Origin of the sequence: Rhodococcus sp. IEGM 1302, assembly GCF_030056935.1 — a bacterium.
Lineage (GTDB): Bacteria > Actinomycetota > Actinomycetes > Mycobacteriales > Mycobacteriaceae > Rhodococcus_F > Rhodococcus_F qingshengii.
On the sequence record NZ_JASHKY010000020.1, the window covers coordinates 45387 to 67526 of the forward strand.

Below are 22140 nucleotides of genomic sequence, written 5' to 3' on the forward strand. Positions count from 1 at the left end.
GGGCATCACCAGGTGTCGGCGGCTAGGAGCCGAAGATGTTGCCGAGGCTGCCGAGCGAACCGGTGCCGTTGCCTGGTTCTGCACCGTCGACGGGTGCGGCGATCTGGACGGAGACCTGATCGGACGATGCCGTCACCGTGCCGGCGCCCGAGTACTCCGCCGCGACAACTCGCTGCCCTTGAGTTGCGGGCTTCCACGAAAGGCTGGCCTTTCCGGATGAATCGACCGTGGCCGTGCCGATGACGGTCTCGCCGTCCTTGAAGGTGACTGTGCCACCCGCATTGGCGGGGCTGATTTGAGCGGAGATCGTCTGGGCAACGCCGACCTGGCCCGCTACTACGCTGAGATCTGTTGTGGAGCTTGTTGTTCCGGCGGGCTGTTCGGCGACTGTCACATTCGCGGTGGTACTCGACCCGGTGACACCGGATCGACCGGCGAATACGGCTTCCACCGTCTGTGCACCGGCGACCGTCGGAACCCAGGCATAGGTCGCTTCACCGTTGCCTGCCACCGGCACCGAAGCGAGCACCGTTCCGCCGACCTTGAACGTGACCGTTCCACCGGTGCCCGACGCGGACACAGTCGCTTTGAGATTGGTCGACTTGCCGACCTGCGCGCCCGAGATCGGCGCCAGCGTCGTACTGGACTGAGCATCGGCCTGCGAAACGTTCACGATCAGCGCTGCCGAAGCGGAACCGACGGCACGCGCCGTGTCGGCGAACTTCGCTGTGATCGAGTGGTCTCCACGGGTCGTCGGTGTCCAGGCAAGTGTTGCAACACCATTGGCGAGCGCGCCCGCACCGATCTTGGAACCGGCGTCGAAGAACTCCACCGAATCACCGTCGGCACCACCGGTCACCGTCGCACTCAACGTCACCGGCTGCCCCACCTGAGCGCCACTGACCGGTGACACGGTGGTCGTCGACACGTTCTTCTGAACGTTGATCGACGGACCACGACCATTCGTCGTGTCGTCAACGAACACCGTCCCGTCGAAATGCACCGTCGTCGACAAATCAGTACCACGAGCACAATCCGCACCGACGCGATACTGGAATTCGAACGTCTTGACGTCACCGCCCCACATCGGCCATTCCGTAGCACCCGCACTCAAACGAACAGAATCAGTAGCCACCTCGTTGACACGGAACGCACTACCGTTCACCGTCGCCGAACCATCGACATACGTCATACACGCCGGATGAAAATCGCGCACCGCATACAGATTGTGAACCGCGGCAGTTCGCTTGAACACCGTCTTCGACGTGATCACATCACCCTCGGACGGCGTCCCGTTACTGATCGTCCGAGTCACCTTGTACCCGTCGGAATTGAACTCCGCCGTCACCGGAGCCGCACCAGCAACCCCGACGCCCGCAACCACCGCGAAGCCCGCAGAAACAGCAAAAACACTCAACCCACCGACAACACGACGAACACCACTCACGGACATCCAGATCCCTCTCGACAACGGGGCAGACAGGCGTCCAGGACAAGCGTCCGTCTGCTTTCGATGCCGTGACGTTATCCCATTGACTGTAAAGTAACTACGCTTTTCGCAGATTTAGTTCATCGGCGACATCGCCGAACTGCAGTAACAGTGGGCTGAACGTCCCGAACCGCACATCTGGATGCGTTCTTACCTGCGCTAAAGACAAAACAGTCGCCCGAAAATAGCGATTTACAAATCTCTGATATCGGCGTCATATTCGATTTCGGGCGTGATGCCAGAAGGTCGCAGGAGCCTCGAAGATCTCTCTCGGCTACAGGCTTGCGGCCAGAGCCAACTCGACCCGAACAGCAACGTCGACGCTCGCGTTCTCACACGAGAGATACAACTCGTGCGCGTCCAGTCGGCCTATCGCGACCGCATCGGCGACTACTTCGTTGAGCAGAACTTGAGAGATTCCACCGGAAGCGAGGTCGTGCACGGTGCGCAAAGGCGTGGTGATGCGGATGGGCCCGATCTGTTCACACTCGTCGTCCGCGAGCGGCAGTCGGTGCAGTGCTACCTGGCGGGTCGGCGCCGCGAGAGGGTGCGCAACGGAGAGGTGGATGAAGCGAGGTTGCAGGTGCCCGAGGCCATGCAGATCTGCGGCACTGTAGTGCGAGACGGTGGCGCTACCGGCGAACCACGTGCACCACTTCGCGAACTCGTCCAAGGCGGTATGTCTGACGCGTTCGAGGCGAAAAAGTCCGCGACACTCACATGTCCATGTTCCGGATTCCGTCATTTCTTCCATCAACGCCAGACCGAAACCCAGTTCGGATGCCTGGAGAGCCGTGACAAATCCGCACTGTCGCAGCGCCAGCAGCTCGAGTGATTCGTAGTCCGAAGCCATGACCACCTCCGGTGACCGTCGAAAACGCCGTTTCGAACAGACTACGGGCGAGTGTGTCGCGCATCACAGGAATGAGGAAGTGCGTATTCACAGAGTTCGTTCAGACTCGTCGGGAAGAATCTGGCGAATGACTGTCGCAGCGAACAACCCTCGTCCGCGCAACCGAGTGCTCATCATCCTTCTCGTGGTGATCGCCGTACTCGTCGCGGCGCTCGTCGGTGGAGAACTGTACGTACGCAACCAGGTGAAGACCTGCATGGCCGATCAGTTCCAGAGCGAACTGGGATCCCAGGTCGACGTCGGGTTGAGCTGGAAGCCCGTACTCCTGCAGGCAGTCGACAAGAAGGTGCCGTACATCAGCATCGACAGTGACGACTCTTCGTTCGGCCCCGCAACGGGAATGCAGGTTCACGCGAAGGTGAACGACATCAACTTGCAGCCCTCGGCGGGCAACAGCGGCACCATCGGCAGCTCCAGCGCCGACGTCACCTGGTCTACCGCAGGCATTCTCGCCACCTTGCAGGAACAGACCTTCGGCGGGCTCGTCTCCGGCGTCACCGCCGACTCGAGCGCCGGAACACTCGCGTTCGACGTCGGTCCGGTCGGGCTCGCGAAGCTCACGGTCAAGCCCACCGTCACCAACGGTGTGGTCGACGTCCAGACCGTCGGCGCCGAGATTCTCGGATTGGGTCTGCCGACCGATCTGGTCGACGGCATCGTCCAGACACTCACCGACAGCCTGCAGACCTACCCGCTGGACATGAAGCCCACGAAGCTGACCGTCACCGACGACGCTATCCAGATCTCGTTGGAGGGCGGCGCTTACGCCATGCCCGTCGCCGACGCGAACAACCAGAACACCTCGGCGGTTCCGGACAGCTGCGGCCTGCTGACCTAGTCGGCCAGACCGTCCAATACTGCTCGACTTCCGGATAGTCCGAGGCGGGTGGCGCCGGCCGCGATCATGTCGAGCGCTGCCTGCGTCGTACGTATTCCGCCACTGGCCTTGACTCCCACGCCCGGGCCGACCGTCTGCGCCATCAGTGCGACGGCCTCAACCGTCGCTCCACCCGCGGGGTGGAAGCCGGTCGAGGTCTTGACGAAGTTCGCCCCGGCATGCACAGCTGCGCGGCAACATTCGACGATGGCCTCGTCGGACAGCGCTGCGGTTTCGAGGATCACTTTGAGGATCGCACTCTCCCCCATCGCCTCGCGGACGGTGAGGATATCGGCCAACACCGCGCTGTAGTCGCCGGCGACCGCCGCTCCTACGTCGATGACCATGTCGATCTCGGCTGCGCCTTGATCGACGGCCAGTCGCGCTTCAGCACCCTTGACCAGCGAATGATGTTTCCCCGACGGGAATCCGACGACGGCCGCCGTCACAAGTCCCTCGGCGCGAATCGGCAACATCGACGGCGAGACGCAGACAGCCAGCACACCGAGGCTGCGTGCTTCGTCGATCAGGGCGGTCACATCGGCCGCGGTGGCTTCGGGTTTGAGGAGAGTGTGGTCCACCATCGCGGCAACCTGGGAACGAGTGAGTGCAGCTTCAGACATGTTGGAAAGCTTGGCACACCACCACGCGACCGTCGCTGCAGCCGCACCTGAGAGACTAGGCCGCATGACCGCTGCACCATCGATCGATGATCGTCGCTATGTTCTGTCCCTCGGCTGCCCCGACACCACGGGCATCGTCGCACGCATCTCGACCTTTCTCACCGACGTCGGTGGATGGATCGTGGAGGCTGCATACCACGCCGATGCCGACACCGGATGGTTCTTCACGCGTCAGGCGGTCCGTGCATCGTCGGTGAGCATGAGCATCGACGAGCTTCGTGAACGGTTCAAAGCTGTTGCGGCCGAGATCGGTCCGGAAACCGAGTGGACTCTTCACGACTCCGGCGCACCCAAGAAGATCGTGTTGCTCGTGAGCAAGGAAGGTCACTGCTTGCATGACCTCCTTGGCCGCGCCGCGGGCGGGGAACTCCCGGCAGAAATCAGCGCCGTCATCGGAAACCACGAAGATCTGCGCAGTGTCACCGAGCGCCACGGGATCGACTTCCACCATGTTCCGTTCGCCAAGGACCCGGCAGAACGGGGACCGTCCTTCGAGAAGGTCCGCGCCCTGGTCGACGCTCACAATCCCGACGCCGTGGTGCTTGCCCGATTCATGCAGGTGCTGCCCGAATCACTGTGCGAGCACTGGGCCGGGCGCGCGATCAACATCCACCACAGCTTCTTGCCGTCGTTCATCGGTGCCCGCCCCTATCACCAGGCTTTCGCCCGCGGCGTGAAGTTGATCGGCGCCACCTGCCACTACGTGACCGCCGAACTCGATGCCGGTCCGATCATCGAGCAGGACGTGATCCGTGTGGACCACGCCGACGATGTCGCCGACATGGTCCGTCAGGGTCGAGACATCGAAAAGCTCGTACTCTCCCGCGGACTGCGCTGGCACCTCGAGGATCGTGTGCTGGTTCACGGGCGCAAGACGGTCGTCTTCAGCTAGAGCTGCGTTGCGCTAGAGATTGCGCAGTCGCACGATTTCCTTGTCGAACTCGTCGATGTTCTCGATCGACGACATGTGACCGACGCCCGGCAACACGATCAACCGTTCGAGGTTGCCGGCGTCGTCGAGGACCTGCGCAAGCTTGCGCGCATGGACCGGCGGAGTGAGCCGATCGAGCGAACCGACGAGCACGGTGGTCGGCACTTCGAGATTGTCGAGTCCCTCGTGAATGTCGAGGGTGCTCAGCGCTGCTCCCCAACCTCCACGGATGCGGGGCTTGCACTCACGAACGATGTTCTCGCAGAACTGAATCTCGGCCTTGGTCGCGTTCGGTGACATCGAGACGTACTGGATCGCCTTCGTCATGGCGCCCGAGGAGACGAACGGAACGGGCGAACTGAGGATGGCGCGGCCCACGGGGACCGGCACGCGAGGGAAACGATTGGGCAGTGGGATGACCGTGGTCTCGGCGATCAACCTTTCGCTCGCGGTGCTCGCGAGCATGACCGCCAACGCGTACTTCTTGACCTCGTCGGGGTGACGACCCGCCCAGGCGATGATGCTCATCCCGCCCATGCTGTGACCGACGATGACGGCCTTCTTGTCCTCGCGAACCGTGGCCGCCAGCACTGCAGAGAGATCGTCGGCAAGGACGTCCGGGCCGAGCGGAAGATTGCCGACGGTGCTGCGGCCATGACCGCGCTGATCGTAGGTGATGACGCGATATTCGCCGGCAAGCGCATTGACCTGCGGGTACCAGAATTCGGTGGAGCACGTCCAGCCGTGACTGAGAACGATCGGATCGCCGTCGACGGGACCGTAAGCCCGGACATTGATGATCGCACCGTCGTCGGTGGTCAGTTCGCTGATGTCAGCTTTGAGAGTCGGAGTCTTCAGGAGTGCATTGGGCTCGACGTCGCTCGAAAGAGTCAACCCACGCGTGGATCGCCGATGACGGATCCCAGCGACGGCCGCGACGAGTGCTCCCACTCCGACGGCGCCTGCCAGTACTCGAAGCTCTGTGGTGCGCGAACGACTGGACATGCATTTACCCCTGACTGCTGCTGACGACAGACGGATGCAATCTATGTGTGACTGCCGTTAACCGACACTATCACTCGAACAACGCCCGTTGTCAGCGTTGGAGAGAAGAGTGGGGCAGCACACCATGAGCCGGGAACCACGGCTCGGAATGAGCGGGAGTGCGGCAAACTACCAGCGAGAACCGCCGTGCTGAATGTCGTCCACCCGCGGGCGAACGTCGACGAGATACACGCACACTGCAACGACCGCGATGATGCCCAGGAGCCCGACAGGGGACGTCGCCAAGAGGATCAACGCCGCGACGATCAGAATTCCCAGCCAGATCGGCTTGGTCAATTTGTTGACCGCGGTGAAAGCGTCAGGACGCTGCCTGACGGCATGAACGATCGCGTAGACAGCACCCACCAATGCGAGCACTTTGAGTGCGAGAAAGATCAGACCGACTAGCCCATCGACTTGAGTCACAACTACATCCTAAGTTCTCATCCGGTTCCCGACGAACACGAAGGCTCCCACACTCGGCTGAGCGCGGGAGCCTTCGTCAGGTGGAGCTGGGCAAATCAGGCCTTCTTGGCCGGAGCAGCCTTCTTGGCCGGAGCCGGTGCGGTGGCCTTGGCCGGAGCAGCCTTGGCGGGTGCAGCCTTGGCCGGAGCGGCCTTCTTCGCGGCGGTGGTCGCGCGCTCCTGGACGTCGGAAGCAGCAGCGGTCACGCGAGCGGCAGCTTCCTTGGAAGCCTCGTCAGCCTGGTCACCGAGGTCGAGGACCTTCAGTGCAGCCTCGTCGCCTGCGTCGGCGATCTTCTCACCGGCGTCAGAGATCTTCTCGCCGACCTCTTCTGCGGTGTCGGAGATGCGTCCGGCAGCGCGGCCGGCCAGCTTGGCAGCCTGCTCGCCCACGGCGCGCGTCTGACGAGCAACGGTTCCGAGTGCGTCTTCGGTCAGCTCGACGGCGTCGCCGAGTGCCGACTCTGCAGCAGCGATGCCTTCTTCGACTGCGGGCTGCTTGCGGATGCGCTCGACTGCGTCTTCGCCACGTTCTGCGAGGGAGTTGTACAGATCTCCGGCAACCTTGAGGTATGCCTCGGCGACCTTGCGGAGTTCCTCGGGTGAGAACTTCTCGCGCAGCTCGGCAAGCTCTTCGGGCAGCTCGGACGGCAGGCCGGCGAGACGCTCGCGCAGCGCATCGACGCTCTCGGCAACGTCACCCTGGACGGAAGCGAGCTTCTCGCGAGCACCGTCGACACGGCCGTTGACATCGCCCTGGGTGTTCTCGGCGCGCTCACGAACCTGAGCAACTACATCGGCCACGGCCTGGACAACCAGGTCGCCTGCGCCGACGGCGGCGTAGAGCGAGGTCTTGACGCTGTCGATGGCGTTCTTGTCAGTCATCTTGTTCTCCTAGTGAAGTCTCGGTGTCTGGAATTGCGGCCGATTCAGCGAAATCGGGCGCTGCGGCTGGTCTTGACGACTCGTTCTCGCGACAGAACGAGTCGTAGATTTCGAGCAGTACTTGCTTCTGCCGTTCGTTGATGGCCGTCTCGGCCAACACCGCGTCCCTGATGGGACTGTGCGGGCGTTGCTCGAGATATCCCGCTTGGACGTACAGCACTTCTGATGAGACTCGAAGGCCCTTGGCGATTTGCGCCAGTACGTCCGCCGACGGTTTGCGCAATCCGCGTTCGATCTGACTCAGATACGGATTGCTGACGCCGGCGAGTTGAGCGAGTTGGCGCATCGAAACTTGGGCGGCTTCCCGCTGTGCACGAATGAACCCCCCGATGTCGTGTGCCGCAGAGCTGACGACGCGAGCTGCCAAGTCGCTTGCTCCGGCTGCGGCACCGGATGATTCACGATCTCCGTCATCGGAGTTCGTCGACTTCGCTGGCATTGCGTCCTCCCTTTCCAGTGGACATTTCCCAGGATAGGAGAGGGTGCTAACTATTGCAAGCACTACTGCTAGCACTCGTGGTGGACGTCACATACTGGACAGCTCAGCCGAAGATGAGCGTCGAAATCGTGTAGATCAGCAGTCCGGCGATCGAGCCCACAACGGTGCCGTTGATACGGATGAACTGAAGATCTCGACCGACCTGCAACTCGATCTTCTGGCTCGCTTCGTCGGCGTCCCACCGCTCGACGGTGTCACTGATGACTCCAGTGATCTCGTCGGTGTAGTTCTCCGCGATGTACTTGGTGCCCTGCACCAGCCAGCCGTCGACCTTCTCACGCATGGACTCGTCGTCACGCAGCCTGACTCCGAAGCCGGCGACGTTCTCGGCGACCTTGGTCCGCAGGGTGCTGTTCGGATCGTCGACGGACTCCATGATGAGCCGCTTGGCAACCTGCCATGTCGACGACGCCAGACCCGTCACTTCCTCGCGACCCATGATCTCGGCCTTGATCCCCTCGGCCTTCTTGATGGTCTCCGGGTCGTTCTGCAGATCATCGGCGAAGTCGATCAGGAAGCGGTTGGCGGCGAGGCGTACCTCGTGTTCGGGGTTGGAACGGACCTTCCAGGTGAACTCGACGAGTTCCTTGTATATCTTCTCCCCCAGCATGGCGTCGACGAACTTCGGCGACCACGCGGGCGAATCGCGAACGATCACACGATCGATCGTCTCCTGGCTGCCGAGAGCCCACTGATGTGCCCGCTCGGCAAGCAATTCGATGATCGGCAGTTGCTTGTTGTCCTTGAGAAGTTCACCGAGCACTCGGCCGATCGGCGGTCCCCACATGGGCTCGGCCAGACGCTTCACGATCGTGTTGTCGATGATCTGGGCGATGTCCTCGTCGCGAAGAACCTCGACCATGCCGCGCAAGACCGTCGACGTCTCGGCGGCGACGCGAGCGGCGTTGGCAGGTTCGGCCATCCACGTGCCGAGCCGCAGCGGAATCTGCGCCTGCTGCACCTTGGCCGACACAACCTCGGGAGCCAGGAAGTTTTGACCGACGAATGAGCTCAGGCTGGCTCCGAGCTGGTCTTTCTTACGCTTGATGATGGCAGTGTGCGGGATGGGAAGGCCCATCGGATGACGGAAGAGCGCGGTGACGGCAAACCAGTCGGCAAGCGCGCCGACCATGCCTGCCTCGGACGCGGCCCGGACGTACCCGACCCACTCTCCGGCGCCGCGGGATTCCTGCCACCGGCAGAAGATGTAGACCACCGTCGCGAAGCCCAGAAGGCCAGTAGCGAAGACCTTCATCTTGCGAAGGTCCCGACGCTTGGCGGCGTCGTCGAAGGCGGAGAGGCTCAGTTGCTGCACCCTCGCCATTGTGCCGAAAGGTGTGACGCGGCGTAGCGCGAGCGACACGAAGTCCGATTCTGCAGGACCTAATCCCCCGAACTGCGGATGTGAGTGCCCGAGATAAAGGCGCGGACATTAAGCTGGACCGGAAAGTAGACCGATCGGACGTGGCTCGCACCACAGATATGAGATGACTCGTGGCCAAGAATGCCGTGCAGGACAACGAGCAGGTAGACGGCCCAGTCGTTGCTGATGCGAAGCCCGAGAAATCCGACGGTCGGAAGCGTCGTTGGCGTGAGCACAAGATCGCTCGCCGCGAGGAACTCGTCGACGGCACCATCGCCGCCATCCGCGCGCGCGGCCGTGAGATCGGCATGGACGAGATCGCGTCCGAGATCGGTGTCTCCAAGACCGTGCTCTACCGATACTTCGCCGACAAGAGCGACCTCACCACCGCCACGATGATGCGGTACGTCGAGACCATCCTGTCGCCGCGTATCTACGAAGCGATCAGTGGCGATCTCGACGATTTCGAACTCACCCAGGCGAGCATCACCGCATACGTCGAGACGGTGGCATCCGACCCCGACATCTACCTCTACGTCATGGCCAACGGCGCCGGCGCCAACCGCGACGTCGTTGCCGATTCCGAGCGCATGATCGCCGAATTGCTCTCCACGGTGTTGGGCAATCGTCTTCGCGAGATGGAGATGGATTCCGGCGGTTCGCTGCCGTGGGCGTTCGGGATCGTGGGCGGAATTCAGCTCGCGACGCACTGGTGGATCTCCAACAAGTCGATGTCCGCGGAATCGCTGATCGACTACCTCACGATGATGACGTGGGGCGGCATCACCGGCATAGCTGCGGTCAACGGATCACCGGCCAAGTTCAAGTCGGTTCCGCATCCCCTCGTCAAGCCTGCCGAGGACTGACTCGCCCGAGACCGAACTTTCGAGCCGCCGGGCGCGATCCTGTGGCACTCTTTCGGCATGGCACAAGACTCGCTGTGGGAAACACCGGCCGCCAAGACCCTGCGGGCGGAGCCCGGGTTCGAACTCGATCAACTCGATCGCAACAGCACTCCGGGATTCACCGGAAACAAAGCTGACGGCGAACGTCTGCTCGAGGAACGCGGCGCGGTTCTGTCCGACCTGCAGGAGTTGCTGTACGCCAACGGCCGGTCCGGGGACAGTCGTTCAGTCCTGCTGGTTCTGCAAGGAATGGACACCGCAGGCAAGGGCGGCATGGTCCGACACGTGATCGGTCACGTGGATCCTTCGGGAGTTCAGCACGCGGCCTTCGGCGTCCCGACCGAAGAGGAAAAGCAACATCACTACCTTTGGCGGATCAAGAAGGAACTCCCCCGCGGCGGCTATCTCGGTGTGTTCGATCGCTCCCACTACGAGGACGTCCTGGTAGTGCGCGTCCACGATCTTGTCCCGGAGGATGTCTGGAGCAAGCGCTACGACGAGATCAACCAGTTCGAAAAGGAACTCGTCGACGCCGGAACCACCATCGTGAAAGTCGCGATGTTCGTCTCGCTCGACGAGCAGAAGAAGCGACTCGAAGAACGTCTCGACCGCCCGGACAAGTACTGGAAGTACAACCCTGGCGACGTGACCGAACGCGGTTTGTGGCCTGCATATCAACAGGCGTATCAGGCAATGCTCGACAAGACGTCGACCGAGCACGCGCCGTGGTACGTCGTGCCGTGTGATCGGAAGTGGTACAGCCGCATTGCGGTCACGGAGCTACTGATCGACGCTCTGGAAAAGCTCGATCTCGACTGGCCCCCTGCCGACTTCGACATCGAGGCGGAGAAGGCACGACTCGCACAGTCTTGATCAGAAGCAGGCCTGATCAGAACAGGTGTGGGGATTCGCGGTGCACTTTGTGGTCGTGACGCACAGTACTGGCGTACAGGGCTACCGCGAGGCCGATGCACGCGACGCCGGCGAGGCCGGCGATCAATGCCCAACCACCCTGGCCTGAACCTGCCGCCACCAGAAAACTGCCGAGGCAGACCACTGTGGCCAGCACCAGGAAATACGACGCCCACGCTGCAAAGAGATTGAGCTTCATCGTTCGCTCCTCCGGTCGGATCTCTTTCGTTTCGACCGTACGCCGGAGCATGACGGTCGACAAGACACTGCCGTCGCGAGGTTTCCCGACGTCTACGCCGGGTAGCCGAATTACATGGACATCGGAACTCTTTATCGCGGAATCGAATCCGCTCGCGGACTGGACGGTCCGTCCACTGGCCTCAGGCGCAGAATCCTCGAGATCACGGAGCGATCCGACCGATCGCGCACTGTCGCCGCACTTCTGCGCGGCGCCGCCGTCGGGCATCCCATCCATCCTGCCCTCGTGACCATTCCCGCGGGCGCGTGGACGGCTTCGTTGGTCTTCGATGTTCTAGGCGATCCGCAGACTGCACGACGGCTGATCGGGCTCGGATTGGTTTCGACTCCGCCGGCTTTGCTGACGGGATGGCTGGACTGGTCCGAACGTGGCGACGTCGCGCGCCGAGTGGGGCTGGTGCACGCGGCGTCGAATGCAGTGGGGATCTGGTCTTTTGCGGCGTCGTACAGGCTACGCGGAAAGGACTCACTCGCGCTGGCGCGAGTGCTGTCGGTGCTGGCGCTCACCGCGGTCGGTGTCGGTGGCGCGCTCGGTGGTCACATCGTTTTCAAGCTCATGGACGATCCGGCCGTCGAGGCTGCAGCGACTCCGGTTCTCGATCCCATCCTGGATGTAGTCAACTGAGCCGATCGGACCTCGATACTGTTCAGGCGTAAGCACTTCCGGAGTAGCTCCGCAGTTCTCGCGCGGTCTCGTCCGAATCCGCCAATGGTCTGTTCATGACCCAGTGTGGGCTGCGCGTACCCAGTGTCGCGGCAAAATCGGCGACGGCGTCCGGGGTCGGCACTGCGTGTTCGCCCAGATATCCGAGAACGATGAGGTCCTCCCCTGATCTGGTCTCCACGGCCAGGGCCCAACCGCACGTCTCCTCCCACAGCAAAGCCACCTCGCGCCCGGGGAAACGCGGCACAGTTCGGTCCAATGCGATGTAAGCCTCCAGAGGGTGCTCGCGCCTGCAACACCACTGCTCGATGCCGGCCCCCACACCGACCGCCACCCGTTGTACGTACCGCTCGAACCCGAGTCCGACGGTTGCGTCGACCAGCATTTGTTCTGTCATCGAACCTCACTCCTCGCCATCGTGTTTGGAATGTGCCCAGCGCTGACCGCGTCGAAACCCGGTTCAGATCACGGACTCCGGGTATCCCCAGACGAACCGATCAAGTGGAGAGGGGACCCGATGAAGTACTCGCCCGCTATGGCTCCCGGACGAATGCTGAAGATCTCCATGGTGTCGGTGAACGCCGATCCACTCGCACCGGTGGGCTGCTCGGCTGCCGGTGCACAGAACCTGCACGTCGACGAACTGTCTGCCGCCTTGGTTCGTGCCGGACACGACGTCACCGTCTCCACCAGGCGTGCCCACGTCGGTGGGCCGGACCGCGTTCGCGCCCGCGCCGGGTACTCCGTCGACTATCTCGAGGCCGGCCCGACGCAGGCTCTCCCGGATGCCGACATCCTCCCTCACCTGGGAACCTTTGCCAGCATTCTGCGCGCTCAGTGGAGTACCGACCGACCCGATGTGGTGCACTCGCACTTCTGGATGTCCGGTGTGGCAACGGAACTCGCGACCCGATCGCTCGGCATCCCCGTACTTCAGACATTCCATTCCCTGGGATCTGCGGCGCACCGCCACCTCGGAGCAGCCGACGACAGCCCCTCGGAGCGGACTCACCTGGAACCGTTGATCGCCAGGGGCGCAACCCATGTCATCGCGACCAGTTCGGACGAAATCTTCGATCTGGTCCGGCAGGGATCACCACGATCACGGACCACGATGGTGCCCTCGGGCGTGGACACCGAAGCATTCACCCCGGAGGGACCCGCCGCGAAGAAAACCGCACCGCATCGATTGATCTGCGTCGGAAGACTGGTGGAGCAGAAGGGCTTCGATGTTGCCGTCGCCGCGCTGGCTTCGCTGCCGGATACGGAGTTGGTGGTGATCGGCGGGCCACCCGTCGCGCAACTGAGCACCGACGAAGTGGCGATCCGCTTGGTCAAGCTCGCCGAGCGCCTCGGCGTCGCAGATCGCGTCCAATTGTTGGGACGGGTTCCGCACCGCCAACTACCGAAACTGATGCGATCGGCCGACGCCCTCGTGTGCACCCCTCGATACGAACCGTTCGGAATCGCGGCACTGGAAGCAATGGCGTGCGGAGTTCCCGTAGTCGCGACTCCTGTTGGCGGACTGCGGGATACGGTGATCGACGGACTCACCGGGCGTCGGGTCCCGGTCAACAACCCGGTGGAAACCGCTCGCGCAGTCCGCCATCTTCTCGACGACGAGGACGAAGGCGCGGCGTTTGCACGGCAGAGCCGGGCCCGAGCGTGCGAATCGTATTCGTGGGATCACGTCGCCACCGAAGTGGTCCGCACCTACGGCCGCTGCGTCACAGCACCGCCGAGAGCCCGCCAACACAAGGGCACTCACCGAAGTGAAGTGCACTGACGCTGACGGGCTCTACGAAACTGAATTCACGAAGGTGATTTCACGAAGCTTGGACTGAAACTGCGTGATCAAGCGGGAAAACGTCGGGTCTCTTCGAGTCCGATTGCATGATCGAGCGACTCGTAGCAGGCAAACATCGACTCCTGACCAGCTGCTTTGAGCAACCTTTGCACCGGGCGGGCGCAGACGAGCGCGAGTGTGCCGCCCACGTCGCGTGATCGCGTCGACAGGACCGACAGCACGGACAAGCCGCACGTCCCCATGAATTCGAGTTCGGATAGATCGACGACCAGCGTCCGGTCCGCGGCCACGTGGTACGTCAAGAAGTCACGAAAAGCATTGGCGCTCATCAGATCGATCTCACCACGAACTTTGATCACAGCGGTGTGTGCACTGATGCGGTGCGCGTGAAACGATGCGGTCGCTGTCCCGGTCGCGGGAGGTCCGTAGTCTACCGATCCCTTCGCCGCGTTCGTAAAGCCTGAAATAGATGATCCTGGAACAACAGTCATGGTTCTCCCATCCCGCAACGGTTTACACTCTGCAAAAGAGAAGGGACCTCCGAAGGAGACGCACGATGAACGGGTCTCCAGAAATACGGATAAATCCCTCATCGGCTGTGTGCTCAACCTCGGTTTGAAACAGTACGCCAGCATGACGGACGTCACAAGTGCGTTGCGACCATTCGTTTCGGTGTTCCGAACAAAAATGTGGTTTGGTCTGCGGTTCCGCGAGGTAATCCGATGTTGCGATCGCCAACGGTCGTGAGCAGAATCGTGTCGTTTACCCCGGCACCACCATCGACCAAATTTCGTGTTCGGGGGTCACTGTGAAGGTCGGGATGGGTATCGTTCTCGGCACCAGACTTCACCGCGACCCCTGGTACGACGATCCGGAGAACTTATGGCACACCTCAGCGCACTCGAGCCCGATCAGGATCAGACTCAGCCAGTTGTGGAGTTGAGGATTCAAGCGACTCTCGATCAGCTGTCGATTTTGCGTGCACTGGCCGCCACCGTTGCCATTCAGGAAAACTTCGACCTCGACGCCATCGCCGACATCAAACTGGCCATGGACGAAATCTGTACGCATCTGATCGTTCGCGCTGCGCCTGATTCGGTTCTGGTGTGTCGGTTCGTCTTCACGCCCCCGCAATTGCACGTGTCCGTGTCCACGACGACCACGGAGTACGAGGACAGCAGTCAGCGTTCGTTCGGGTGGCACATCCTCACCGAACTCACCGATTCGATTTCGCTCGACCAGGAAGAGAACCTCGGCGGCGTCGGCTACATCACCACCATGAAGTTCACCAAGGCCCTCAGCGGGCGCCTGTGACCGCTTCCGCAGACGGCCCGTCACGCCCGCGTCGGCGGTCCACCGACGAATATCGGGACGTAATACCAGTTTTCGAGGAACTGCGGACCCTCGAGCCCCACAGCCCGGAGTACGAACGAGTGCGCACTGCACTCATCACCAGATGCCTACCGTTGGCCGAGCACATCGCCAGACGATTCGACGGTCGTGGCGAGGCACACGACGATCTGGTTCAGGTGGCGCGTCTCGGTCTGGTCAACGCCGTCGACCGTTTCGATTCCACGCGCGGATCCGATTTCGTCTCGTTCGCAGTTCCCACCGTCATGGGCGAGGTTCGACGACACTTCCGCGACACCGGTTGGGCATTGCGGGTTCCCCGCCGGATGAAGGAGTTGCACTTCCAACTCGGGCAGGCCATCAGCGAGCTGTCACAACAGCTCGGACACGCGCCGACCGTCGACGAGTTGGCCGAGACGTTGGGGATCGAACGCGAAGAAGTTGCCCAGGCCTTGATCGCCGGCAACGCGTATCAGACGGTCTCGGTCGACGGTGCCGCGTCCAATCACACCGACGATCTCCCGCTCGTGGAAACACTCGGTGACTACGACGCAGCACTCGAGAACGTCGAGAATCACGAGGCGTTGCGTCCGCTTCTCGACAAGCTGCCCGAGCGAGAGCGGACGGTGTTGATGCTCAGATTCTTCGGAAATCTGACGCAGACACAGATCGCCGAGAAAGTCGGTGTGTCCCAGATGCACGTGTCGAGGTTGCTCGCGAAGACATTGAGTAATCTTCGCGAGCAACTCGACTGAGCTCCGCGAACAATTCGACTGAGCAGGACCGGGCGGGTCAGATCGTTGCGGTGTCGATCACGAATCGGTATCGGACGTCGCTCTTGATCACGCGCTCGTAAGCGTCGTTGATGTCGCTCGCCGGGATCAGTTCGATTTCTGCGCCGATGCCGTGCTCGGCGCAGAAGTCGAGCATCTCCTGTGTCTGCGGGATACCGCCGACCATGGAGCCGGCGAGGCTACGACGGTTTGCGGCGAGCGAGAATGCTCGAACTTCGATCGGCTTCTCGGGCAGGCCGAGTTCGACGAGAGTGCCGTTGATGGCGAGCAAGGACATGTAGGCGTCGATGTCGAGGTTGACCGAGACCGTGTTGAGGATCAGGTCGAACTCGCCGCGAAGAGCCTTGAACGTCTCACGGTCGTTGGTCGCGTAGTAGTGATCGGCACCGAGACGAAGGCCGTCTTCCTTCTTGCCGAGCGTCTGGCTCAGGACGGTGACTTCCGCGCCGAGCGCCTTGGCGATCTTCACACCGACGTGACCGAGGCCGCCGAACCCGATGATGGCGACCTTCTTGCCGGGGCCGGCATTCCAGTGCCGCAGCGGTGAGTACAAGGTGATGCCCGCGCACAGGAGCGGCGCTGCAACGTCGAGTTCGATGCCCTCCGGGATCGAGAGCACGAAGTGCTCGGTGACGACGATGTGCGTCGAGTAGCCACCCTGAGTGCGCTCGCCGTCGCGGCCGGTGGCGTTGTACGTACCCGTCACACCCTTGCGGCAGTACTGCTCTTCACCGGCGGTGCAGGCGTCGCACTCCCCGCACGAGTCGACGAAGCAGCCGACGCCCACGCGGTCGCCGACCTTGTGCTTGGTGACATCGGACCCCACGGCGGCGACGACGCCGGCGATTTCGTGTCCGGGGACGATCGGGTACTTGGCTCCGCCCCACTCGTTGCGAGCGGTGTGGATGTCGGAATGGCAGATGCCGGCAAATTTGATGTCGATGAGAATGTCCAGTGGACCGAGCTCGCGGCGTTCGACAGTGGTCTTCTCGAGGGGACCGTCAGCGGACGTCGCGGCATAAGCAGCAGCAGTAACCATGCACACATGCCTACCCGTGCATGGAGGGACCTGCAACTCGCAGGCCCCTCCATGACTTGTTCTTTACGTGACTTACCCGGCGTCGCGCTCGGCTTGCTCCGCCCGACGACGCAGGCGCCTCGCGGCCGCAACCATATTGCGCAGCGAAGGCTCGAGTTGCCACGGATGGCGGGTCTTGAGGCCGCCGTCCGGATTTGCCCACAAGCGATCGAGAGAGATCGATTCGCTTGCCTCGGTGAGCAATTCGTCGAGTTCGTCGATGTCGGGAATCCGAGCCGAGCGAGATTCGTAGACACCGGGGCCGACGCCGTGCGTGAGCGCGCCTTCCTTGAGTGCTTCGAGAACCCACGTGATGGAGCGGGTCGCGACGATAGCCGTCACATCGGCGTCCAACCGTTCGATGGCGTCGACCACCGACGACCGAGCGGAGTACGTCAAATGTGTGTGGATCTGTGTTTCCGGCTTCGCTCCACCCGTTGCCAGACGGAACGCGTCGACGGCCCACTCCAGGTAGGCCTCCCGGCCGTCCTCACGCAGTGGCAGCAGTTCACGAATTGCCGGTTCGTCCACCTGGATGATGGCGATTCCGGCAGCTTCGAGATCCGCGATTTCGTCTCGAATGACAAGTGCCAGTTGCTCTGCCGTTTCGTAGAGCGGCTGATCCTGGCGAACGAACGAACGGGCGATCATGGTGACCGGACCCGTCAGCATGCCCTTGACCGGCTTGTCGGTCAGCGACTGCGCGTACGCAATCCACTCGACCGTCATCGGCTTCGGACGTGCGATGTCGCCGTAGAGGATCGGCGGACGCGTGCAACGAGATCCGTAGGCCTGAACCCAACCGTTGTGCGTGAAGGCATAGCCCTCGAGCAGTTCGGCGAAGTACTGGACCATGTCGTTGCGCTCGTGCTCGCCGTGCACGAAAACATCGAGACCGATGTCCTCTTGCAGACGGATTGTGCGCTCGATCTCTTCCTGGATGCGCTTGTAGTAGTCGTCCCACTCCAAACGCCCCTGGCCGAGTTCGTAACGAGCCTGGCGAATCGCGTCGGTCTGCGGGAACGAACCCAGTGTCTGGGCCGGCACCAAGGGCAGATTCAACCGTTCCTGCTGAGCCTTACGACGCTCCTCGTACGGTGCACGCACACGATCTTCGGGCTTGATCGCGTTCACCCGAGCACGGACAGCGTGCTTGAGCTTGAAGTGCACCTTCGTCGGACGCTTACGCCACTTGTCCGAAGGACCTTCGGTGAGCGCCTTCGCCAGTGAGACGACTTCGCCGACCTTCTGCTTCGCAAAAGCCAGACGGTCTGCGACGTCTCCCGGAATGTCGTACTCGGAGAGCACGTCGTACGGCACGTGCAGCAGCGACGACGACGTGGAGACGACGAGGTCAGGCACAACGTCTTTGAGTTCGTTCAGGTACGTCAAGGTGTTGAACCTGTCGACGCGCCAGACGTTGCGACCGTCGACGACGCCCGCGTAGATGCGCTTGCGCTTGATGTTCGGCACCGCGGCCAGTTCCTCGGCCGTGATCTTGCCGTGCACCAGGTCCAGACCGAAGGCTTCGATCTTGGTGGGCGCCAAGATGTTGAGGGCTTCGCCGAACTTGCCGTACGGACCCGTCACCAACAGGCGCGGGCGCAGCGGGGCCGTCGAAAGCTTCTCGTACGCACGTCCCAGAGCGGCTAGCTCCTCGGGGGTGCGGTCCTCGGTGACCGAAGGCTCGTCCAACTGAACACAGGTCGCACCGGCCTTGGCGAGCTGCTCGAAGAGCTTCTCGTACTCGGGCAGGAGCGCGTCCAACAGGTCGAGCGGGGTGAAGTTCGGATCGGACTTCTCGGTGGCAGGTCCGACCTTCGAAAGCAGAAGCAGCGAGACGGGCCCCATGATGACGGGGCGCAATTCGATGCCGCGCGCCTTCGCACGTTCGAACTCGTCGAGAAGTGCATCCGAGTTGAGCGAGAACACTGTGTTCGCGTCGATCTCGGGCTGACGGTAGTAGTAGTTCGTACCGAAGAAGCGCACCAGCTCGAGAGGCGGGAAGTCCGGGCGGCCGCGGGCCATCGTGAAGTAGAAATCGAGCGGCTCGAGGGCGCCCTCGAGCGGCTTGAACCGCTCCGGCACTGCGCCGAAGAGCAGCGCATTGTCGAGCACGTGATCGTAGAAGGAGAAGGTGTTGCCGGGAACCTGGCTCAATCCCGTCGCAGCCAATTCGCTCCAGGTCGATTCCTGGAGTTCCTTGGCGACCGCGAGAAGTGCGTCCTTGTCCGAAGTGCCGTGCCAGTAGGACTCGAGGGCGCGCTTGAGCTCACGGCGCGGCCCGATGCGCGGATACCCCAGGACGCTGGAGCCGAATGCTGCAGTGCTGCTGGACATGCGGTCGACCTTTCTAACCGAGGGGCGCGAGCGCCCTGTGCGCCTTTGTGGTAGCCGGAACTACCAGAAAGGCGCACAGGGGCGTTGGGCCTTAGCTTGCCTGCTTGGTGGAGCGACCGTTGTCGGCGTATTCGTAGAAGCCCGCGCCGGACTTCTTGCCGGTCAAGCCGGCTTCGACCATACGCAGGAGCAACGGCGGAGCGGAGTACAGCGGCTCCTTGAACTCTTCGTACATGGAGTCGGCGATGGACTTGACGGTGTCGAGTCCGACCAGGTCCGTGAGAGCCAGCGGACCCATGGGGTGCGCGAGGCCGAGAACCGTTGCCTTGTCGATGTCTTCCTTGGTCGCGAAGCCCGACTCGACCATGCGGATCGCCGAGAGCAGGTACGGCACCAGGAGTGCGTTGACGACGAAGCCGGAGCGGTCGGCACTGCGGACGACCTGCTTGCCGAGGATGTCGCTGGCAAAAGCCTCGGCGCGCTGCGAGACGGAGGCACTGGTCTTGAGCGTCGTCACCAACTCGACGAGCGGCAGAACCGGAACCGGGTTGAAGAAGTGCATGCCGATGACTCGCTCGGGACGCTTGGTCGAGATGCCGAGCTTCATGATCGGGATCGACGACGTGTTGGACGCGAGAACCGCATCCGGGTCCGTCACGACCGCGTCGAGCTCGGCGAAGATTTCGCTCTTGATCTTCTCGTCTTCGACGACGGCCTCCACGACGAGCTGGCGGTCCGCGAAATCTCCCAGATCGGAGGTGAAACGCAGACGCCATGCGGCCTGCTCACGCTCACGTTCTGTGATCTTTCCGCTGCTCACGCCGCGGTCGAGCGAACGCAGGATGCGTGAACGCCCGGCTGCTGCAAGCTCGCGAGTCTGCTCGAAGACCAGAACATCGACATGTGCGCGGGCGCACACCTCGGCGATTCCGGCACCCATGATTCCGGCGCCGATAACGCCGACGCGCTGAATTTTTTCGCTGGTCACGTCAGCTCCTTGTTTGTCTCGTGGAGTTTGTCTGGTGAAGGTGTTGCAAAACAAGCACTTCGAACTGCGTCGACGCTGGTGGCCGACGCAATCGGAACTGCCTTGAAGACGAGAGAAAGTAGTGCGGTGATACAAGCAGGGGAGAGACCCGAAGCCGAGCCTCTCCCCCACCCGAAGTCAGTTCTTAGTGGAACTGTCCCTCTTCGGTGGAGCCCTTGAGAGCTGCCGTCGAGGTGTTGGGGTCAACGGTGGTGGCGATGGTGTCGAAGTAGCCGGCGCCAACCTCACGCTGGTGCTTGATGGCGGTGAAGCCACGCTCTTCGGCAGCCTTGAACTCGCGCTCCTGCAGGTCGACGAATGCCGTCATGCCTTCGCGGGCGTAGCCGTAGGCAAGGTCGAACATGCCGTAGTTGAGCGAGTGGAAGCCGGCCAGCGTGATGAACTGGAACTTGAAGCCCATTGCGCCGAGCTCCTTCTGGAACTTCGCGATGGTCGCGTCGTCCAGGTGCGCCTTCCAGTTGAAGGAAGGGGAGCAGTTGTAGGCCAGGAGCTGGTCCGGGAATTCGCTGCGAACGGACTCGGCGAACTTCTTTGCAACCTCGAGATCCGGCACGCCGGTCTCCATCCAGATGAGGTCTGCGTACGGTGCGTAAGCCTTGGCGCGAGCGATGCAGGGCTCGATGCCGTTCTTGACGCCGTAGAAGCCTTCAGCCGTGCGGGTTCCGTCGAGGAACGGGCGGTCACGCTCGTCCACGTCGGAGGTGATGAGGGTTGCGGCCTCAGCGTCGGTGCGGGCGATGATGACGGACGGAACGTCCGCAACGTCGGAAGCCAGGCGAGCCGAGGTCAGGGTGCGGATGTGCTGCTGCGTGGGGATGAGCACCTTGCCACCGAGGTGGCCGCACTTCTTCTCCGAAGCGAGCTGATCCTCCCAGTGGACACCGGCAGCGCCGGCGCCGATCATGGCCTTCTGCAGCTCGTAAGCGTTGAGAGCGCCACCGAAGCCGGCTTCGGCGTCGGCAACGATCGGAGCGAGCCAGTTGCTGACGGAGGTGTCACCCTCGGTCTTGGCGATCTCGTCGGCGCGCAGCAGTGCGTTGTTGATGCGACGAACGACGGTCGGAACCGAGTTGGCCGGGTAGAGGCTCTGGTCCGGGTACGTGTGGCCCGAGAGGTTAGCGTCGCCGGCAACCTGCCAACCGGAGAGGTAGATGGCCTTCAGGCCGGCGCGAACCTGCTGCACAGCCATGTTGCCGGTAAGTGCACCGAGGGAGTTGATGTAGTCCTCGTTGTTCACGAGATCCCACAGGATCTCGGATCCGCGACGAGCGAGGGTCTGCTCCTCGACGACGGTGCCCTGGAGCTTGACGACCTGATCGGCCGTGTAGTTACGAGTAACGCCCTTCCAGCGAGGGTTGGTGTCCCAATCCTGCTGGAGCTCAGCTGCGGTCTTCGGGGTGCCGGTGGTCGACATCAAGACTCCATCTCTTTGATCTGCTGGTCCGGCCTGTTGTGAGCAGTACGTGCGTACTACTTCACATACTTGCCAGGCCCTTCTTGTGTACTTACCGAGAATGGCACATCGAAAAAGTGCCGTCTACCTGTTGCTAATGCCAATCTTCGCTACCTTTTCAACACACTTTGCTAAGTCTGTGAAGATTCCTACGCGGCTGGTACTACCCAATCGGACAGGTTCCGTACTGGCGAGTAGGAAAGAAACCGCAGGCTGTGAACGAAATGCACTCAACTCTGCCGCTTGCGAATTCCGGCAGTTCGCACGCCACTCGGAACAGGCCCGTCCGCTACTTCGGAGCCAACTTCACTACCCGCGAGTGG

At 62.2% G+C, this 22140-nt stretch carries 23 protein-coding genes; 8 read left to right on the plus strand and 15 right to left on the minus strand.

The features are described from left to right. Positions 1-22: 22 nt before the first annotated feature. Positions 23-1453, minus strand: coding sequence for an Ig-like domain-containing protein (locus tag QM609_RS22210; RefSeq protein ID WP_228232514.1), 1431 nt, complete (start codon positions 1451-1453; stop codon positions 23-25). A 310-nt stretch (positions 1454-1763) separates the two neighbouring features. Beyond that, positions 1764-2342 (minus strand): type IV toxin-antitoxin system AbiEi family antitoxin domain-containing protein, encoded by a 579-nt coding sequence (locus QM609_RS22215; RefSeq protein ID WP_003941523.1) that lies wholly within the window; start codon positions 2340-2342, stop codon positions 1764-1766. 127 nt (positions 2343-2469) lie between these two features. Here QM609_RS22215 and QM609_RS22220 point away from each other — a divergent pair, with 127 nt between their 5' ends. Continuing rightward, on the plus strand, positions 2470-3240 hold the full coding sequence (locus QM609_RS22220) for an LmeA family phospholipid-binding protein (RefSeq protein ID WP_007735358.1): 771 nt from the start codon (positions 2470-2472) through the stop codon (positions 3238-3240). On the opposite strand, the gene deoC is transcribed toward QM609_RS22220, so the two are convergent. Next, a complete protein-coding gene (gene deoC / locus QM609_RS22225; protein WP_007735361.1) occupies positions 3237-3902 on the minus strand; it encodes a deoxyribose-phosphate aldolase in 666 nt (221 codons plus the stop codon). The two genes, QM609_RS22220 and deoC, sit on opposite strands and share 4 nt — an antisense overlap. Positions 3903-3966: 64 nt before the next feature. Here deoC and purU point away from each other — a divergent pair, with 64 nt between their 5' ends. Beyond that, positions 3967-4854, plus strand: a complete 888-nt coding sequence (purU, locus tag QM609_RS22230) for a formyltetrahydrofolate deformylase (RefSeq protein WP_003941509.1) — start codon at positions 3967-3969, stop codon at positions 4852-4854. Positions 4855-4866: 12 nt separating this feature from the next. On the opposite strand, the gene QM609_RS22235 is transcribed toward purU, so the two are convergent. From QM609_RS22235 to QM609_RS22255, 5 genes are all read right to left on the minus strand, one after another. Beyond that, positions 4867-5898, minus strand: a complete 1032-nt coding sequence (locus tag QM609_RS22235; protein WP_283337451.1) for an alpha/beta fold hydrolase — start codon at positions 5896-5898, stop codon at positions 4867-4869. A gap of 168 nt (positions 5899-6066) precedes the next feature. Continuing rightward, positions 6067-6363, minus strand: a complete 297-nt coding sequence (locus QM609_RS22240) for a DUF2516 family protein (protein WP_003941505.1) — start codon at positions 6361-6363, stop codon at positions 6067-6069. Between the two features lie 95 nt (positions 6364-6458). Beyond that, on the minus strand, positions 6459-7286 hold the full coding sequence (locus tag QM609_RS22245) for a heparin-binding hemagglutinin (RefSeq protein WP_003941552.1): 828 nt from the start codon (positions 7284-7286) through the stop codon (positions 6459-6461). Then, positions 7279-7785: a helix-turn-helix domain-containing protein gene (locus QM609_RS22250; RefSeq protein ID WP_003941483.1), complete on the minus strand. Its 507-nt coding sequence runs from the start codon at positions 7783-7785 to the stop codon at positions 7279-7281. The genes QM609_RS22245 and QM609_RS22250 overlap by 8 nt, the downstream gene beginning before the upstream one ends. Positions 7786-7888: 103 nt before the next feature. After that, positions 7889-9169: a DUF445 domain-containing protein gene (locus tag QM609_RS22255; protein ID WP_020968906.1), complete on the minus strand. Its 1281-nt coding sequence runs from the start codon at positions 9167-9169 to the stop codon at positions 7889-7891. Between the two features lie 170 nt (positions 9170-9339). Here QM609_RS22255 and QM609_RS22260 point away from each other — a divergent pair, with 170 nt between their 5' ends. Then, a complete protein-coding gene (locus tag QM609_RS22260) occupies positions 9340-10074 on the plus strand; it encodes a TetR/AcrR family transcriptional regulator (protein WP_003941527.1) in 735 nt (244 codons plus the stop codon). A gap of 57 nt (positions 10075-10131) precedes the next feature. Then, positions 10132-10986, plus strand: a complete 855-nt coding sequence (locus tag QM609_RS22265) for a polyphosphate kinase 2 family protein (RefSeq protein WP_054827968.1) — start codon at positions 10132-10134, stop codon at positions 10984-10986. A gap of 16 nt (positions 10987-11002) precedes the next feature. Here QM609_RS22265 and QM609_RS22270 read toward each other — a convergent pair whose 3' ends face one another. Further along, positions 11003-11224 (minus strand): hypothetical protein, encoded by a 222-nt coding sequence (locus QM609_RS22270; RefSeq protein ID WP_039973486.1) that lies wholly within the window; start codon positions 11222-11224, stop codon positions 11003-11005. 114 nt (positions 11225-11338) lie between these two features. Here QM609_RS22270 and QM609_RS22275 point away from each other — a divergent pair, with 114 nt between their 5' ends. Then, complete coding sequence (locus tag QM609_RS22275) at positions 11339-11908, plus strand: DUF2231 domain-containing protein (RefSeq protein WP_064114015.1); 570 nt, start codon at positions 11339-11341, stop codon at positions 11906-11908. A gap of 22 nt (positions 11909-11930) precedes the next feature. Here QM609_RS22275 and QM609_RS22280 read toward each other — a convergent pair whose 3' ends face one another. Further along, the gene (locus QM609_RS22280) at positions 11931-12344 is read right to left on the minus strand and encodes a DUF6292 family protein (RefSeq protein WP_003941464.1); all 414 of its coding nucleotides are present in this window, start codon (positions 12342-12344) and stop codon (positions 11931-11933) included. Between the two features lie 120 nt (positions 12345-12464). On the opposite strand from QM609_RS22280, the gene QM609_RS22285 reads away from it, so the two are divergent. After that, entirely contained in the window at positions 12465-13733 is a 1269-nt protein-coding gene (locus QM609_RS22285) for a glycosyltransferase (protein WP_076949140.1), read from the plus strand. A gap of 68 nt (positions 13734-13801) precedes the next feature. Here the strand turns inward: QM609_RS22285 and QM609_RS22290 are convergent, their stop codons facing one another. Next, positions 13802-14245, minus strand: coding sequence for an STAS domain-containing protein (locus QM609_RS22290; protein WP_007735372.1), 444 nt, complete (start codon positions 14243-14245; stop codon positions 13802-13804). A 391-nt stretch (positions 14246-14636) separates the two neighbouring features. Between QM609_RS22290 and QM609_RS22295 the strand changes: the two genes are divergently transcribed. Both QM609_RS22295 and QM609_RS22300 read left to right on the plus strand, forming a co-directional pair. Then, positions 14637-15068: an ATP-binding protein gene (locus QM609_RS22295; RefSeq protein WP_003941553.1), complete on the plus strand. Its 432-nt coding sequence runs from the start codon at positions 14637-14639 to the stop codon at positions 15066-15068. Next, complete coding sequence (locus QM609_RS22300; RefSeq protein ID WP_003941515.1) at positions 15065-15859, plus strand: RNA polymerase sigma factor SigF; 795 nt, start codon at positions 15065-15067, stop codon at positions 15857-15859. Before QM609_RS22295 ends, QM609_RS22300 begins: the two co-directional genes overlap by 4 nt. Before the next feature lie 37 nt (positions 15860-15896). Here the strand turns inward: QM609_RS22300 and QM609_RS22305 are convergent, their stop codons facing one another. The 4 genes from QM609_RS22305 to aceA all read right to left on the minus strand — a co-directional run bounded on the left by QM609_RS22305 (position 15897) and on the right by aceA (position 21778). Beyond that, positions 15897-16937: an NAD(P)-dependent alcohol dehydrogenase gene (locus QM609_RS22305; protein WP_042452947.1), complete on the minus strand. Its 1041-nt coding sequence runs from the start codon at positions 16935-16937 to the stop codon at positions 15897-15899. Positions 16938-17009: 72 nt separating this feature from the next. Then, positions 17010-19316, minus strand: a complete 2307-nt coding sequence (gene metE, locus QM609_RS22310) for a 5-methyltetrahydropteroyltriglutamate--homocysteine S-methyltransferase (protein ID WP_003941510.1) — start codon at positions 19314-19316, stop codon at positions 17010-17012. Between the two features lie 91 nt (positions 19317-19407). Continuing rightward, the gene (locus QM609_RS22315; protein WP_003941541.1) at positions 19408-20304 is read right to left on the minus strand and encodes a 3-hydroxybutyryl-CoA dehydrogenase; all 897 of its coding nucleotides are present in this window, start codon (positions 20302-20304) and stop codon (positions 19408-19410) included. A 184-nt stretch (positions 20305-20488) separates the two neighbouring features. Next, positions 20489-21778, minus strand: coding sequence for an isocitrate lyase (aceA, locus tag QM609_RS22320; protein ID WP_003941533.1), 1290 nt, complete (start codon positions 21776-21778; stop codon positions 20489-20491). Between the last annotated feature and the right edge of the window lie 362 nt (positions 21779-22140).